At 61.1% G+C, this 15,157-nt stretch carries 13 protein-coding genes; 3 read left to right on the forward strand and 10 right to left on the reverse strand.

Features of this window, described 5'->3' with window-relative positions; genetic code table 11:
• Positions 1 to 110: 110 nt before the first annotated feature.
• Positions 111 to 2,462, forward strand: a complete 2,352-nt coding sequence (locus PH605_RS05800) for a helix-turn-helix transcriptional regulator (protein WP_161987815.1) — start codon at positions 111 to 113, stop codon at positions 2,460 to 2,462.
• A 3-nt stretch (positions 2,463 to 2,465) separates the two neighbouring features.
• Here PH605_RS05800 and PH605_RS05805 read toward each other — a convergent pair whose 3' ends face one another.
• The 10 genes from PH605_RS05805 to PH605_RS05850 are packed head-to-tail and all read right to left on the reverse strand — an operon-like array spanning position 2,466 to position 13,368.
• Complete coding sequence (locus PH605_RS05805; RefSeq protein WP_078052504.1) at positions 2,466 to 3,176, reverse strand: ribonuclease activity regulator RraA; 711 nt, start codon at positions 3,174 to 3,176, stop codon at positions 2,466 to 2,468.
• A 34-nt stretch (positions 3,177 to 3,210) separates the two neighbouring features.
• Positions 3,211 to 4,008: an NAD-dependent epimerase/dehydratase family protein gene (locus tag PH605_RS05810; RefSeq protein WP_142844645.1), complete on the reverse strand. Its 798-nt coding sequence runs from the start codon at positions 4,006 to 4,008 to the stop codon at positions 3,211 to 3,213.
• Between the two features lie 9 nt (positions 4,009 to 4,017).
• Entirely contained in the window at positions 4,018 to 5,742 is a 1,725-nt protein-coding gene (gene araD / locus PH605_RS05815) for an L-arabinonate dehydratase (protein WP_142844646.1), read from the reverse strand.
• 37 nt (positions 5,743 to 5,779) lie between these two features.
• Entirely contained in the window at positions 5,780 to 6,859 is a 1,080-nt protein-coding gene (locus PH605_RS05820) for an ABC transporter ATP-binding protein (RefSeq protein ID WP_142844647.1), read from the reverse strand.
• Positions 6,860 to 6,881: 22 nt separating this feature from the next.
• Entirely contained in the window at positions 6,882 to 7,925 is a 1,044-nt protein-coding gene (locus tag PH605_RS05825) for a carbohydrate ABC transporter permease (protein ID WP_121490429.1), read from the reverse strand.
• The gene (locus tag PH605_RS05830; protein ID WP_020011947.1) at positions 7,918 to 8,886 is read right to left on the reverse strand and encodes a carbohydrate ABC transporter permease; all 969 of its coding nucleotides are present in this window, start codon (positions 8,884 to 8,886) and stop codon (positions 7,918 to 7,920) included. Before PH605_RS05830 ends, PH605_RS05825 begins: the two co-directional genes overlap by 8 nt.
• A gap of 57 nt (positions 8,887 to 8,943) precedes the next feature.
• On the reverse strand, positions 8,944 to 10,215 hold the full coding sequence (locus PH605_RS05835; protein ID WP_125145766.1) for an ABC transporter substrate-binding protein: 1,272 nt from the start codon (positions 10,213 to 10,215) through the stop codon (positions 8,944 to 8,946).
• A 21-nt stretch (positions 10,216 to 10,236) separates the two neighbouring features.
• Positions 10,237 to 11,310, reverse strand: a complete 1,074-nt coding sequence (locus PH605_RS05840) for a Gfo/Idh/MocA family protein (RefSeq protein ID WP_125145767.1) — start codon at positions 11,308 to 11,310, stop codon at positions 10,237 to 10,239.
• On the reverse strand, positions 11,307 to 12,323 hold the full coding sequence (locus PH605_RS05845; protein WP_080854518.1) for a Gfo/Idh/MocA family protein: 1,017 nt from the start codon (positions 12,321 to 12,323) through the stop codon (positions 11,307 to 11,309). Before PH605_RS05845 ends, PH605_RS05840 begins: the two co-directional genes overlap by 4 nt.
• Positions 12,316 to 13,368, reverse strand: coding sequence for a Gfo/Idh/MocA family protein (locus PH605_RS05850; RefSeq protein WP_142844648.1), 1,053 nt, complete (start codon positions 13,366 to 13,368; stop codon positions 12,316 to 12,318). The genes PH605_RS05845 and PH605_RS05850 overlap by 8 nt, the downstream gene beginning before the upstream one ends.
• 103 nt (positions 13,369 to 13,471) lie before the next feature.
• Here PH605_RS05850 and PH605_RS05855 point away from each other — a divergent pair, with 103 nt between their 5' ends.
• Positions 13,472 to 14,185: a GntR family transcriptional regulator gene (locus PH605_RS05855; protein WP_142844649.1), complete on the forward strand. Its 714-nt coding sequence runs from the start codon at positions 13,472 to 13,474 to the stop codon at positions 14,183 to 14,185.
• A gap of 33 nt (positions 14,186 to 14,218) precedes the next feature.
• Positions 14,219 to 15,139 carry an SMP-30/gluconolactonase/LRE family protein gene (locus PH605_RS05860; protein WP_161987816.1) on the forward strand — a complete coding sequence of 307 codons (921 nt, stop codon included), beginning with the start codon at positions 14,219 to 14,221 and terminating at the stop codon, positions 15,137 to 15,139.
• The last annotated feature ends 18 nt before the right edge of the window (positions 15,140 to 15,157 follow it).

Consider the following 15,157-nt stretch of genomic DNA (forward strand, 5'->3'; position numbering starts at 1 on the left):
TGCGTGAGCACAAGTTTTCACCACATGTCCCTTTGAACAATCTGGAAAAGGTATAGTTTTTTGAAAGATGAGTATAGGTTTTCAAGATTAAATCCCCTATGCCTTTGCGAATGACGCTGCTTCCCCGCACCCGCCTCTGCCGTCGCATCGCCAGCGAGACCGCCGGCGTGGTCTTTCTGCGGGCGCCTGCGGGTGCGGGAAAAAGCGTGTTGCTGGAAATGCTCGCAAAAGAGCTCGGAACCGAAGTGTGCCGCACGCACCAGCCGCGAAGCGACGAGACCGCGAATGGCTGTCTCCTGTGGGACGTGCCGGTTTTCGCACGGGCCGCGCGCATGCCGGCCGCCATTCTGGAAGCGGTGCGTCTGGTGGTGATCGCCTGCAGGCCGGATCAACGGATCAGCGGACTGGCCCGGCAAATCCTGCATCGCGGTTCGCTTACCATCGGACCGAATGAACTGCTTCTTGGTGAGGACGAGGTGAAAGACCTGCCACCTGAACAGAAACGCCTCGCACTCCACGACTATGCGGGTTGGCCGGCTTTTCTGTCACTGGCGCGTTTTCCGGATGAAACGCTGTGTGTCGACTATCTGCGGGAAAACTACCTGCCGCATCTTTCTCCCGCCCAGACGGTTGAGCTTTCCTTCTGGCTGGAAAACCCCTCTGCGGAGCCAGAGGCGGACTGGACCGAACTGCTGCCACCTTTCCTCACCGGAAATCCCGACAGCCACCCCACCCTGATACGTCTTCTGGGCGTGGCTGCACGGGAACGTCTCGCCACGCTGCAGGCAGGCAGCGCCGTGGTGGAGGTCGCATCGGCTTTCGAAAAGGAAGGACGGGCGCTTGCGGCTATGGCGATGCTGCTCAACCGTGGTTACGAGACCCATGCCGCGCAAATCCTTGAACGCGCCCATGGGCGCGAGCTGATCTATCGAAGCAGCGTCGACAGGTTTCGCGAGATCATCATGCGGTTTTCGCAGGATATGATCGCAACGAATGAAACCGTGCTCTTCGCCGTTACCCGCGCCCTGCTGAAACAGGGTGAGTTGCAGCGCGTGCGCCATCTGCTCGGCAAGAGCCTCGGATCGGATTATCTCGATCCACTGAAGGTGCTTGCCCGTGGCTCGCGGTTTTCCTTCGCCGCACGCACCTTTCGGCTGAACCTGATGATTGCCGAGGACCTGACGCCCAATGACGCGGTGATAACCCGCCTCGCCGAGTTCATGGCCGACTACCCCATGGACGATCACGGCAAATGGGCGGCCTATTACAATGCGTTGCTGGAATTCGAAATCCGCCGCCGCAATTTCCGCGAGGCGGAGGCTGCCGCAGCGCGTGCGCTCATCTATCTGCGCAAGATGGGCGGGCAGCCGCTGCTGGAATTTTTCATCCATCTGCACCAGATCGTGCTGCGGCTGATGAGCGGCGATACGCTTCTGGCACGCCACGCGGCGCAGGAGGCGCGTGCGCGGCTGGAACAGGTGCCGCATGACGCCGTGCAGGAGTTCCGGATGCTGCGACTGGCGGAAGCCTGTCTTGCCTATGAGGCGGGAAAACCGCGCGACCTGCTGCATTTTGTCGAACATGAATTCGATCATTTCGCTGCGGCCGAGATATGGCCGAGCCTGATGCAGTTTGCCCTGCACTATGCTTCACAGGTGCTGATCGATCATTTTCCGATGACCGTGCGCCCCGGTTTTCTCGACGGTCTGTGGATCCATCTGTCGGAAGGGCTGCAATTCCATGCGATGATGGAGATCAGGACGGCCATCGCCTATCAGAACGCCAACCGCTGGGCGGATGCGGCCGCGACGCTTTCGGCGATCCGCATGCCCATGGGCCGCAACTGGGTGGAGAGCGCGCATGAGGATCTTTCCCGCCTGACGCGCCGCGATGAGATCGCCTATGTCATGGCCTGGCTGCGCGATGCGGTGCATCTTTTCACGCCGCGCGCCTATCTCTCCCGCCAGATCGACGCGATGATCGCCAATCCCAAGGTCACCAACCGCGAGAAGGTCGCGCTGCGTATCTGGCAGAGCTATGCCGCGCATCAGCGCCGCGACAACGCCGCCGCCCGCGCCCATATCCTCACCGCCCTTGAATCGGCGACCCGCCTTGGCTGCAGCGGCGTCCTGTCGGAGGAGCGCGTCTTCCTCTCACCGCTCCTGAACAATCGCCGCATCCGCAGCTTCATCGAAACCTCGTCCGATGTCCGCACCGCGCTGTCGATTTTCGCCGCCTCGGTGAATTCACCGCAGGCGCGCGCCCTGCATGGCGGGCTTTCGCAGCGGGAAGCGCAGATGCTGCAACTGCTCGCCAGCGGCATGTCGAACAAGAAGATTGCCCAGACGCTCAACATCTCGGAAGTGACGGTGAAGTTTCACCTCGGCAACCTGTTCCGCAAGCTGGATTGCAAACGCCGCGCGGAGGCGATCCGCGCGGCGAAAGCACTGGGCTGGCTATAAGACTCAGCGGTTGTTCTTCTTGCGCCATTCGGCAAAAGCCGTCTGGTGCTCTTCCTTCGTGCAGGGGTAAAGCCCGATGATCGTCTGGCCGGCCTTGACCTGTTCCACCACGAAATCCTCGTAAGCCGTCATTTCCACCGCCTCGGTCGCCACCTCGTCGGCAATGCCAGCCGGGATGACGATGACGCAATCGGCGTCGCCGACAATGATGTCACCCGGAAACACCGGCGCATCGCCGCAGCCAATCGGGCCGTTGATCTCGATTGCCTCGTGTTTGGTGAGGTTGGTGGGGCTGGAAGGGCGGGTGTGGTATGCTGGAATATCCAGCTCGGCAATGGTGGCCGCATCCCGGAAACCGCCATCGGAAACGATGCCGGCACCGCCGCGAACCATCAGGCGGGTCACAAGAATATCGCCGGCCGAGGCGGCGGTCGCATCTTTGCGGCTGTCCATGACGAGCACATGGCCCGGCGGGCAGGTTTCGATGGCGACGCGCTGCGGATGGGCGGGATTGCGGAATTCAACAAGCTGGTTGCGGTCTTCGCGGGCCGGCATATAGCGCAGGGTAAAGGCCGGGCCGACCATATTCTTGCCCTTGTAGCCCAGCGGGCGCACGCCCTGAATGACCTGGTTGCGCAGACCCCGCTTGTAAAGCGCCGTCGCCAGGGTAGCCACGGAAATCGTCATCAGTTTTTCGCGCGTTTCATTGTTCATGTCTGTCTCCTCGCAATGGGCGGATGGATGTGTTTCAAGTCCTGTGAATGGGCTCGTCTGTGAAGACGCCGCCCTGATATTTTGCGATTGCGGCCTCGGGATCGGGGCGCGGCACATCGCTTTCGATTTCCGCACGGTAGCGCGCGGCATTGTCGCGGCGCTGCCAGCCGAGAAAATCGACATGGGAATTATCCCACCAGCTGTCGTCATTGGCGGAAACACCCCAGATGACAGGGCAACCGAGTTTCTGTACGCGGAAGGTGGCCTCGATCAGCGAGACGAAGTCACCGTAGCTGAGCCAGGTCGACAGCATCCGCCAGTTGGAGGGCTTTTCTTCGCAGGACCCTATACGGACGATGGCCGTCTCCTGGCCGAATTTGGAGTAGTAGAGGCTTGCCATCGCTTCACCGAAAATCTTCGAGACGCCGTAAAGGCCGTCCGGCAGAAAGGGCGTTTCCGGCTCAAGCTGCTGTCCCTGCGGATAATAACCGATCGTGTGGTTGCTGGACGCGAAGAGAATGCGCGGCAGGCCGTTTTGTCTCGCCGCCTCGTAAAGATTGTAGACGCCGCGAAGATTGGCGGCCTCGATGGGATCAAAAGCCTTTTCCACCGAAATACCGCCGAGATGGACGATGCCATCGCAGCCCTTCACCAGTTCATGAACCGCCGCCTCGTCTTCGAGCCGGCAGCGAACAAGCTCCTCATGGGGCGCTGCCTCCCCGAGATCGACGACATCGGAAAGGCGGATGGTCTCGGCGATATGGCCAAGCCGCCCGCGCAGCATGCTTCCCAGCTTGCCGCCGGCGCCGGTGATGAGCAATCGCTTCAACATATCGCGTCCTTAGAAAATATCGGGCTCGCCGGCGGTGCGGCCGAAATCCGTCTGCAGGAAGTCGAAATCGCAACCTTCATCGGCCTGGGTGACGTGTTTAGAGAAGAGATAACCATAGCCGCGTTCATAACGCGGCGCGGGCGCCTGCCAGGCGGCGCGGCGGCTGGCGATTTCCTCTTCGCTGACCAGCATGTCGAGACGACGCTGCGGCAGATCGAGGCGCACGATATCGCCGGTCTTCAGAAGCGCCAGCGGGCCGCCGACGAAGCTTTCCGGCGCGACATGCAGCACGCAGGCGCCATAGGAGGTGCCGGACATGCGGGCATCGGAAATGCGCACCATGTCGCGGTGGCCCTTCTTGATCAGCGCCTTGGGGATGGGCAGCATGCCCCATTCCGGAAATCCGGGACCGCCCAGCGGACCGGCATTGCGCAGCACCAGCACATGATCCGGCGTGACATCGAGGTTTTCGTCGTCAATTGCCTTCTTCATCTCCGGATAGCTGTCGAAGACCAGCGCCGGGCCCTCGTGAACATGGTATTTCGGATCGCAGGCGGCGGGCTTGATGACAGCGCCATCCGGACAAAGATTGCCGCGCAGCACCGCAAGCGAGCCTTCCGCATAAACGGGATTATCGAGCGAGCGAATGACGTCGTCATTATAGACCTTCGCACCCTCGAGGTTTTCGCCCATGCTGCGGCCGGTCACGGTGAGCGCCGAACAGTCGAGACGGCTTTCGAGCTGCTTCATCAGCGCCCGCAGACCGCCGGCGTAATAGAAGTCCTCCATCAGATAGTCTTTGCCGGAGGGGCGAACATTGGCGATGAGCGGCGTGACCCGGCCAAGTTCGTCCAGTTCATCCAGCGTCATCGGCACGCCGGCGCGCCGCGCCATGGCGATCAGATGCACGACGGCATTGGTGGAGCAACCGGTCGCCATGGCGACGATGGCGGCATTGCGAAAGGCGGTCGCGGTCAGAATACGGTCCGGCGTCAGCTCCTCGGCCACCATTTCCACGATACGCCGGCCGCAACCTGCCGACATGCGCTGGTGTTCGGCATCCACCGCCGGAATGGAGGAAGCTCCCGGCAGGGTGAGGCCAAGGGCGTCGGTGATGGCGGTCATGGTCGAGGCGGTGCCCATGGTCATGCACACACCGGCGGAGCGGGCAATGCCGCCCTGCACGCCACGCCATTCCTCGTCCGTGACGTTACCGGCACGGCGCTCGTCCCAATATTTCCAGGCATCCGAACCCGAACCCAGCACCTTGCCGGCATAATTGCCGCGCAACATCGGGCCTGCCGGCAGATAGATCATCGGCACACCGGCCGAGATCGCGCCCATCACGAGGCCGGGTGTCGTCTTGTCGCAACCACCCATCAGCACCACCCCGTCGAGCGGATGCGAGCGAATCATTTCTTCCGTCTCCATCGCCAGCATGTTGCGATAGAGCATCGATGTCGGCTTGGTGAAGCTTTCGTCCACCGAGAGCGACGGCATTTCGACGGGGAAACCACCGGCCTGCAACACGCCGCGTTTCACGTCCTTCACCCTTTCAGGGAAATGCGAGTGACAGGTATTCAGCTCCGACCAGGTGTTCAGGATACCGATGACGGGTTTGCCGACAAAATCCTCCTCCGCATAACCGAGCTGCATCATGCGTGAGCGGTGGCCGAAGCTGCGCAGGTCGTCGGGAGCGAACCAGCGGTCGGAACGGAGTTTTCTATCGGTCATGTCAATGGTCCTGCGTTGCGGGTTGCGCCAAAGGCTGTCAGTCCTGCCGGAGCGTCAGCCCGCTCGTCGTATCGAAAAGATGGATATGTTCCAGCGGCGCCGACAAACGGATGACTTCGTCCGCCGATGTCGAGGTCTGGCCGGAAAGATGCAGCGTCACCCGGGTGCCATCGCCGAGATTACCATAGAGATAGGATTCCCCGCCCAGCTGTTCTGCGGTGCGCACAGACATGGTCAGCGCGCCGCCCTCACCCGGCTGCACATGGTTCGGGCGGACGCCGAGCGTCACCTTCTGGCCGGGCTTGTAGGAAAAGCCGGTCTGCGGTAGCGGGATCAATTCGCCGGTGGCGATCTTCAGCGACGGCGTTGCATCCGACGTCACTTCGCCGGCAAAAAAGTTCATCTTGGGCGAACCGATGAAGCCTGCCACGAAGAGATTGGCCGGGCGGTTATAAAGATCGAGCGGCACACCGAATTGCTCGAGCTTGCCGGCGCGCAGGACGGCGATCTTGTCGGCCATGGTCATGGCTTCCACCTGATCGTGCGTCACATAGATCATGGTATTGCCGAGACGCCGGTGCAGGCTTGAAATCTCGCCGCGCATGTCGACGCGAAGTTCCGCATCGAGGTTGGAAAGCGGCTCGTCGAAAAGGAACACGCGCGGCTCGCGCACCACCGCGCGGCCGATGGCGACGCGCTGGCGCTGGCCGCCCGAAAGGTCCTTCGGACGACGCTCCAGCAGCTGGTCGATCTGCAGCATCTTGGAAACCTGGGAGATCTTTTCGGCGATGTCCTTTTTGGAGGTGCCGATGTTCTCAAGCCCGAAGGACAGGTTTTCGCGCACCGTCATATGCGGATAAAGGGCATAGGACTGGAACACCATGGCAAGGCCGCGATCCGCCGCCGGCACGGTGTTGACCACGTCGCCGCCGATGACGATATCGCCGCCGCTCAACTCCTCGAGACCGGAGATCATGCGCAGCAGGGTCGACTTGCCGCAGCCGGAAGGGCCGACGAAAACACAGAACTCGCCGTGTTTGATATCGAGATCGACACCCTTGATCACATCGAGGGCACCATATGTCTTTTTGACCTGACGAAGCTGAATACTTGCCATTGTCGTGTTTCCTCCCTGAGGATTATTTGCCGCCCGTCGATGCAATGCCGGTGGCGATGTATTTTTGCAGGAACATGAAGACCAGCGCGATCGGGGCGAGTGTCAGCACCGTCATGGCCAGAAGATTGCTCCATTCCGTCGTCATCTCCCCCTGGAAGGAGTTGAGCGCCAGTTGCAGGGTGAAGTTGTCGTTGCGGGTCAGAACGATCAGCGGCCAGAGGAAGTCGTTCCAGCGCCACATGATCGCAAGGATGGCAAGAACGGCAAGCGCCGGAGCCGAAAGCGGCAGGATGATGCGCCAGTAGATTTTCCACTCGCTCGCCTTGTCCATACGCGCCGCATCGAGGATTTCATCCGGGATCGTCAGCATATATTGCCGCAGCAGGAAGACGCCCGTGGGTGTCGCTGCACCGGGAATGATGACGCCCCAGAGACTATTGATCATGCCCAGCTGGCTGGTGATGAGAAACAGCGGCACGAGCACGACGGTCTGCGGGATCATCAGCGTACCGACAACCAGCGCCAGCACCGCACCCCTGCCCTTGAACTGGTATTTCGAGAGCGCGAAGGCCGCCATGGAATTGACGATCAGCATGATGATGGTGGAGGTCACCGTGATGAAGGTCGAGTTCCAGAAATAGAGCGGGAAATTGAAGCGCTGGAAAAGCTCGGTGTAGTTTTCCGTCGCCAGCGCCACTTTTTCAGCCGGTTTCAGCTCGTTGAACGGCATCTTCAGGACTTCGGTTGGCTTGGCCGGGTCAACCACCTGGGCCACGAGGCCGATGCGGCGGACCATGCCGAACTTGCGGCCATCCTTGTCGACATAGGCCGGCAGCGGCGCTGCCTGCCCATCCACCACCACGGTTTCCTGGCTATAGGGCAGGAGGCGCGGCGGAAAGCGCTGGAGATCGGCTTCCGTCTTGAACGAGGAAAGCACGAGCCAGACGACGGGACCGAACATCATCAGCACCGCCACGCCGAGATAGGCGTAGGAAAGCCAGTCGGTCCAGTGCAGCTTGCCGTTGCGGCCGCGGGTACGGGTCAGAAATGCGCCAATCCTAGCCATCGACCTTGCTCCTGTTTGCCCGGAATTGCAGGGCGGTCAGCACCACGAGCACCACGGCGAGCAGCAGCGAAGCGGCAGCCGCAAGGCCGAAATTGCGGGGCGTCCCGGCAAAGCCGGTCTGATAGATGAACTGAATGATGAAGGTCGTCGCCGAACCGGGGCCGCCACCCGTGAAGGCAAAGACTTCGTCGAAGGTCTGTACGCCCTTGATGAGCGAGAGGACGAGAACGACGAGCATGGTGGGCGCAAGCAACGGCAGCGTGATGCGCCGGAAGATGCGCCAGGGGCTTGCCTTGTCGAGCTGCGCCGCCTCATAGACATCGCGCGGGATCGCCTGCAGGCCGGCCAGAAGAATGAGCGTGTAAAAGCCCATATGCGCCCAGACCGACAGGAAGACCGACCAGCCGAAGGCAAGATTGGCTTCGAGCAACCAGTCCACCGAGCCGAGGCCCAGCCCCTCCATCGCCGCATTGAGAACGCCGAAACGCTGGAGAATCCACTTCCAGATCAAGGCCACAACGACGGGCGACAGCAGCACGGGGAAGAAAAAGACGGCACGGAAGAACCCGCGCGCCCGGATATCGCGGTTGAGCACGATGGCCGTGATCAGCGAGAAGCCGACCATGAATCCAACCTGCAGCACCACGAAGAAAACCGTGTTCCAGACGGAGCGCCAGAACAGGTCACGCTGACAGGAATTGGGGTCGAGGTAATTCTGACAGGAAAGAAGGACCGAGAAATTTTCGCCGCCCACGGCAGGGCGTTCGGAAAGCAATATGTGTTCGCTGCCTGTCACGGAATAGGCCATGTTCAGCACGATCGGCAGAAAGGCGAAGACCGCAAACAGGATCAGGTTGGGTGTGAGAAACACCCAGGCAATTCGCCGATGGCCCAGAACCTTTTGCAGAAAGGCAAAGGGCAGTTCAACGATGCCCATCACGGGCGCAAGAAATTTATACATGAGGGTCCTCCTTCGATCCGGCGCGGCGCGGCATGCGCCGCGCCGGAAGGCGATGGATCACTTCGCCTGTTTCAACGCTTCCTCGAGGTCCGTCTTCGCGCGGGCCATGGCCTCATCAACAGTGCTTTCACCGACGATGGCCTGCGTGATGCGCTGGACGGAGATGTTGAACATGGCGCGATTGTTCTTGTAGCCCTGATAGGCATAGGCAATCGGGCTGAGGCCGGGGATCTGGTCCAGCCAGGCGTTCATGGCCTTCTGCGTCGCAGGCGTCGCACCGGTATAGGTCACGCCCTTGTCGGCCACGGCCTTATGGGCCGGAACGTTGCGGGTGCGAACGGTGAAGTCGAGATAATTCTCGTCCTGAGCCATGAAGTTCAGGATATCGGCAACGATCTTCGGGTTTTTGGTCTGCTTGAAGCCGACGATGCCGGTACCACCAGGCATGCCGGTGCAGGCTGCGCCACCGCAGGGCTGCGGCACGACTTCCCAGTCGAACGCATCGCCGACCTGGCTGTCGAAACGCGCGGTCTGCCAGCTGCCCGAGTAATAATAGACGAGCTGGCCGTTGATGAATTCCTGTGCGGCGTCACGATAGGTATTGCCGCCCTGCCCGGCCCATACGTCACGCGCCATGGTGCCGTCCTTGTTCCATTCCACGAATTTCTTCACGAAGGTCGTGAAACCTTCATCAACCAGAATGGGCTTACCATCGGCGTCGAAAATCTTCGCGCCATAGGAAATGGCCGGGCCGGCAATGCGGTGGCCGGAACGGTCGATGGCCATCGGGTAAGGCGTGCCGGTTGCCTTGGCGACGGCATTGGCGGCCTTCGCCCAGTCGTCCAGCGTCGCATCCTTGCCGGGAACGGCGACATTGGCCTGATCGAACAAAGTGCGGTTGATGAAGGCGCCGGTGATGGTCAGCTGGGTATGCATGCCGTAGATGCCCTTGTCGTCAGGGCCGCTGCGATACCATTTCAGCACGTTGGAGAAATTGTCTTCCCAATATTTCGCGTCCACATAGGGCGTGAGATCGAGATAATAGCGGTTGAGGCCGCCAAGGTCGGTCACGGTTGCGAAATCCGGGCCGCTGCCGCCGGCAAGCTGCACGGGCAGGCCTTCCAGCAGCGCCTTGTAGGGCACGACGTCGGTGACGATCTTCACGTCCGGATGCTGCTTTTCGTAACGCGCGAGAATGTCTTTCAGAATTTCGCAGCCGTTGCCGTCATAAGCGCAGGTGAAGCGCACTTCCTCAGCCGCCTGGGCGGCGCCCGCAAAGGACGCCGCGCCAATGGCGAGCGCCAATGCCATGCTGTATTTACCGATCATCTCTTTTCCTCCCTTAGATGATTATGCGTTGGCGGATGCGCGCGGAGCCCAGCCCTTGATCCATTCGCCTTCTGCGGCGTCGGACAGGCGGACCGGCTTTCCTTCCCGCACCGAGCGATAAATGGCGGTGACGAGCTCGATGGACTGCAAGCCATCGTTCACAGTCACTTCCTTGCCGCCGCGTCCTTCCATCGCGTCGGCAATGGCTTCCACAAAACCGGCAAAGCCGTTTTCGCCATCGCCGACCGTCGCCAGAACGGCGTCGATCTGGTCCTGCGTGGTCGGTGCACGCGCGATGAAACGCCATGTGTCTTCGGCCGGGCGATAGGGCAGCGTGCCGCTCTCGGCGGTGAAGCCTTCGAAGCAGAAACGGAGTCGCGACGTATCTTCGGCGGCACCGAGCGTCACCGAGCTCGTCGCCAGCGCACCGCTTTTCATGCGGAAGCTGAGCGCCGCGCAGTCTTCGGTTTCGATCGTGTTGACGCGCGTATCGGCCATGGCGAACACTTCGTCGACCGGGCCGAGAACGTGGCAGAGAAGATCATGGGCGTGGATGGCATGGCCAAGGATAGCGCCGCCGCATTCGCCCTTCCACGTACCGCGCCACGGAATGTCGTAATAGCTGGCGCCACGGTTCCAGTGAACTTCCGAACTCGCGACGAAAGCCTTGCCCGCAAGGCCGGCATCGATGAGCGCGCGAAGCTGCCGCATCGCATGTCCGAAACGGTACTGGAAGACGGGAAACACGCCACGGCCGGTCTTCTTGACGGAGTCGATGAGCGCATTTGCCTCTTCAAGCGAGCGGACCAGCGGCTTTTCGCAAACCACATCCTTGCCCGCCGCATGCGCCTTCAGCGTCACGGGAAAATGCAGGTGCGGCGGCAGGCAGACGTCGATGAGCTGAATGCTCTCATCGGCCAGAATCTCATCGAGATCGGTCGTCAGACGGATGGACGTATCCTCACCCGCCACGGAGCGGGCGCGCTCGAGATCGAGGTCGCAGATCGCCTTGACGGAGAAGCGCTCCGGCAACGCCTGATAACCCTTCAGATGCAGGGCGCCGATGCCGGCACCAACGATTGCAACGCCGATCATGCCTTTGCTCCTTCGGCCTTGGCCTGCGCCTGCAGCGACAGGTCGCATACCTTGAACACATGCTCCTGCGTCATCGCCGTTTCGGTGCGGTTGCGGATGTCGTCGCACAGCCGGCCGAAATAGGGCAGGCCGGCACCGGAGGCGTCAATATATTCGCAGCGGTCCCCATTCACGAGAATGAGACGGTCGGTGCCTTCCTTGTTGCCGACATCGACATATTTGCGCAGCTCGATGTAACCCTCGGTGCCGAGGATGGTGAGGCGGCCGTCGCCCCAGGTCGGCAGCGCATCGGGCGTGTACCAGTCGACGCGGATATAGCCGTGGCCCTTGTCGCCGCGCAGCACCACTTCGCCGAAATCCTGCAAGCCCGGATCGCGCGGGTTGGCATAGTTGGCAACGGTGGCAGCCACAATCTCCACTTCGGTCGAGCCGGTGAAGAACATGAACTGGTCGATCTGGTGGCTGGCGATATCGGTGATGATGCCGCCGTAAGCTTCACGCTCGAAGAACCACTTCGGGCGGATCTGGCGGTTCAGGCGGTGCGGGCCGAGGCCGACGGTCTGGATCACACGGCCAATCGCACCCTGCGCAACGAGTTCAGCGGCCTTGGTCACGCTCGGAACTTCAAAACGCTCGGAGAAATCGACAGTCCAGATGCGCTTGGTCTTCGCCACGGTCTGACGAAGGCGATCAAGCTGTTCGAATGTGGTGCAGCCGGGCTTGTCGGACATGACGTCCTTGCCGGCTTCCATGGCGGCGATGGCGAGATCGGCGCGCTTGGAGGGAATATCGGCGATCAGCACGAGATCGATGCTGCCATCGGCCAGCAGAGCTTCCTTGGAGGCCGCGCGCGGCACATCCGGGAAGCGCTTGACGAAGCCTTCCACCACGTCTGGCTCGCCTTCGGTCCACCAGCCGGCGAATTCCGCGCCGGCATCCAGCATGTTCTGGGCCATGCCGAAAATGTGCCGGTGCTCTATGCCGAGAGCGACGAACTTGATTGCTTTAGTCATCCTGCAGTTCCACTTCCTTGCCGGTGTCGGCCGAGTTGATGATCGCGTCGATCAATCTGTGAGACAAAAGAGCCGCTTCACCGGTGACGACCGGGGCGCGCCCTGAGGAGATGGCGTCTGCGAAATCTTCGAAGACGCCCTGATGCCATTCATGCGTGAAAGCCATGGGGTCGGCGCCGCCACCCGTGCCGGATGCCGCACCGCCAAAGGTCTCCTGCCGGCCATCGCGCCAGTCGACATGCAGGAGGCCCGAGGCGAGCCGCAGGCTGGCATTGTCGAAATGCAGGACAATCGATTCCGGAGCACCGGGAAAACTGGCAGTGCTTGCCACCAGCGAGCCGACAGCGCCATTCTTGAAACGCAGACCGGCAGCGACATAATCCTCGGTTTCCATGCGATGAAACCGCGTCGTCGCCGCCATGGCCTGAACGCGCGAGACCGGCCCTGTAAGGCTCAATGCCAGATCGATGGTGTGAATTGCCTGGGAGATCAGGACACCGCCGCCGTCGCGTGTGAGTGTGCCACGGCCGGGTTCATCATAATAGGATTGCGCGCGCCACCACGGCACGGAAATTTCGCAGAGACCGAGCGCTCCGAGCGTCCCGCCATCCACAAGCTCGCGGGCTTTTTGCGATGCAGCCCGCATGCGGTGCTGGAAGATGATGCCAAGCGTGACGCCGGCTTCACGACATAGGGCGACAAGCCCGCCGGCTTCCTTCGTGTTACGGGCAACGGGCTTTTCCATCAGAATGTGTTTGCCCGCCTTTGCGAGCTGTCCGACGAGATCGATGCGGGCATTCGGCGGCGTTGCGATGATGGCGAAATCGACATCCGCATCGCGCGCTGCTTCCTCGACCGAGGAATAAACGACGACCTCATATCCTGTATGTTTCGACGCTTCGGCGGCCAGCGCCCTGGCGCGGCCGGAGCCGCTATCGACTAAACCCTTCAGGCGAATTTTTTCCGGACTTGCCGCACAGGCAAGCACATGCGTCTTCGCCACCATTCCGGCGCCAACGATGACGCAGGTCTTGATATTTTGCATTTCGGGAGCCTCCTTCCCAATACGCGATCATTTGCATACCGGTATGCCGGTTGTCAACAGACTTGTGTTCCGGTATACCGGTTATGAAAGTGCTGGAGGGTATATGCCAAAAATTCCCGTAACAGGTGGGACCGTGCCGACAATGGAGCGATTGGATCTTAATCGTCCGGTCGTGGACCAGATCTATTCCGCGCTGAAATCGGCGATCCTTTCCCGGGAGCTTTTTCCCGGCCAGGCGGTTTCGGAGAACGAGATCGGACAGTTGTTCAGTTCCAGCCGCACGCCGGTGCGCGAAGCGCTGAGCCGCCTGCGGGATGACGGCCTGATCGTCACCCTGCCAAGCCGTGGCACCTATGTCTCCAGATTATCGGAAAAGCACATTCGCAGCGCGCAATTCATCCGCGAGGCGCTGGAGGTCGCTGCGGTTTGCAGGCTCTGCCAGATCGGCATAACGGCGGAGGCCGAGCACGAGATCGAACACGCCCTCACCGGCCAACGTGCAGCCATGCACCGCGGGGACAGAAAGGCTTTCCGTGTGCATGACGACCAGTTCCACAGCGCGCTTGCCGCCGCGACGGGGCTTGAGAGGCTGGAGACGCTATTGATCCGCGAAAAGGCGGGGCTGGACCGCCTGCGCGCGCTCGCCATCACCGACGAGGCGCATATGGCGCGGCTGCTCTCCGAACATGAAGCGGTTTACGATGCGATCAAGGCCGGGGACGAAGCCCGTGCGACCGATGGTTTGCGCAAACACCTGAGACGCGTCCTCGGCATTCTTTCGCAGGTTTTCGAGAACCATCAGGACTATTTCGAATAAATCTGCGCCATCATCTTCAACGGTTCGAGCATCATGAATACGGCAACTCCTGAAAAAGCGCCTGCCATGTCGCAGGCGAAACTTCTGTGCGACACGATGAGCACGCTTGCGGAATCCCCCGTTTGGGATGAGCGGCGACAGGTGCTTTTCTGGTGCGATATACTCGGCAAGGCGGTGCGGTCCGCAGCGCTTGAGCCTGGCCTTTATCGCGAATGGGCGTTTCCCCATACGGTCTCGAGTCTCGGTCTCTGTCGGAACGGCGACCTCATCGTCGCCTGCGGCATGGATATCGTCATCCTCGATCCGGAGAGCGGCGAAACACGCCTTCTCCACTCCCTGCCGTCACCGGACGGCATTCCCTGCCGGCTCAACGACGGACGAATCGGCCCCGACGGCGCCTTCTGGGTGGGAACCATGCACAATGTGCCACTCGCGGACATGGAGCCCCATGGTGAACTTTGGCGGATCACCGAAAAAAGCGCCGAGCGCATGCAGACCGGCCTGACATGCCCGAACGGCCTCGCCTTTTCCCCAGACGGCTCCATCATGTGGCAGAGCGATTCCGTCCAGAAATGGATACGCCGGCGAAAATTCGACAGCAGAAACGGCACATTTGATGAGGGCGTGCTGGTGGCCTGGATGACGGAAGAGACGGGAAGACCCGATGGCGGCTGTCTCGACAGCAGCGGCACCTATTACAGCGCGGGCGTTTCCGCTGGCCTGTTGAACGTTTTCACGGCCGACGGCAGGCATGCGGAGGTGCTCGCAGCGCCCGTCCCGCACCCCACCATGCCGTGCTTCGGAGGACCTGATTTCAGCCTCCTTTTCCTGACGTCACACCGCCACAACATGTCCGAAGACAGGCTGGCGAAAGCACCATTTTCGGGCGGCGTCTGGGCGATCCCGACAAAAACGAAAGGCTTTGCCGCCTTTCGTTTTGGCGAAGGCGGATAAAGCCCGGAAACCGGACCA

Source organism: Agrobacterium sp. CFBP 3001 (assembly GCF_027871605.1).
GTDB classification, from domain to species: domain Bacteria; phylum Pseudomonadota; class Alphaproteobacteria; order Rhizobiales; family Rhizobiaceae; genus Agrobacterium; species Agrobacterium leguminum.

Bases quoted from the DNA above. Each gene is read 5' to 3' on its own strand.
- PH605_RS05800 (WP_161987815.1), top strand. From the start codon at position 111: ATGACGCTGCTTCCCCGCACCCGCCTCTGCCGTCGCATCGCCAGCGAG.
- PH605_RS05805 (WP_078052504.1), bottom strand. From the start codon at position 3,176: ATGAACAATGAAACGCGCGAAAAACTGATGACGATTTCCGTGGCTACC.
- PH605_RS05810 (WP_142844645.1), bottom strand. From the start codon at position 4,008: ATGTTGAAGCGATTGCTCATCACCGGCGCCGGCGGCAAGCTGGGAAGC.
- araD (WP_142844646.1), bottom strand. From the start codon at position 5,742: ATGACCGATAGAAAACTCCGTTCCGACCGCTGGTTCGCTCCCGACGAC.
- PH605_RS05820 (WP_142844647.1), bottom strand. From the start codon at position 6,859: ATGGCAAGTATTCAGCTTCGTCAGGTCAAAAAGACATATGGTGCCCTC.
- PH605_RS05825 (WP_121490429.1), bottom strand. From the start codon at position 7,925: ATGGCTAGGATTGGCGCATTTCTGACCCGTACCCGCGGCCGCAACGGC.
- PH605_RS05830 (WP_020011947.1), bottom strand. From the start codon at position 8,886: ATGTATAAATTTCTTGCGCCCGTGATGGGCATCGTTGAACTGCCCTTT.
- PH605_RS05835 (WP_125145766.1), bottom strand. From the start codon at position 10,215: ATGATCGGTAAATACAGCATGGCATTGGCGCTCGCCATTGGCGCGGCG.
- PH605_RS05840 (WP_125145767.1), bottom strand. From the start codon at position 11,310: ATGATCGGCGTTGCAATCGTTGGTGCCGGCATCGGCGCCCTGCATCTG.
- PH605_RS05845 (WP_080854518.1), bottom strand. From the start codon at position 12,323: ATGACTAAAGCAATCAAGTTCGTCGCTCTCGGCATAGAGCACCGGCAC.
- PH605_RS05850 (WP_142844648.1), bottom strand. From the start codon at position 13,368: ATGCAAAATATCAAGACCTGCGTCATCGTTGGCGCCGGAATGGTGGCG.
- PH605_RS05855 (WP_142844649.1), top strand. From the start codon at position 13,472: ATGCCAAAAATTCCCGTAACAGGTGGGACCGTGCCGACAATGGAGCGA.
- PH605_RS05860 (WP_161987816.1), top strand. From the start codon at position 14,219: ATGAATACGGCAACTCCTGAAAAAGCGCCTGCCATGTCGCAGGCGAAA.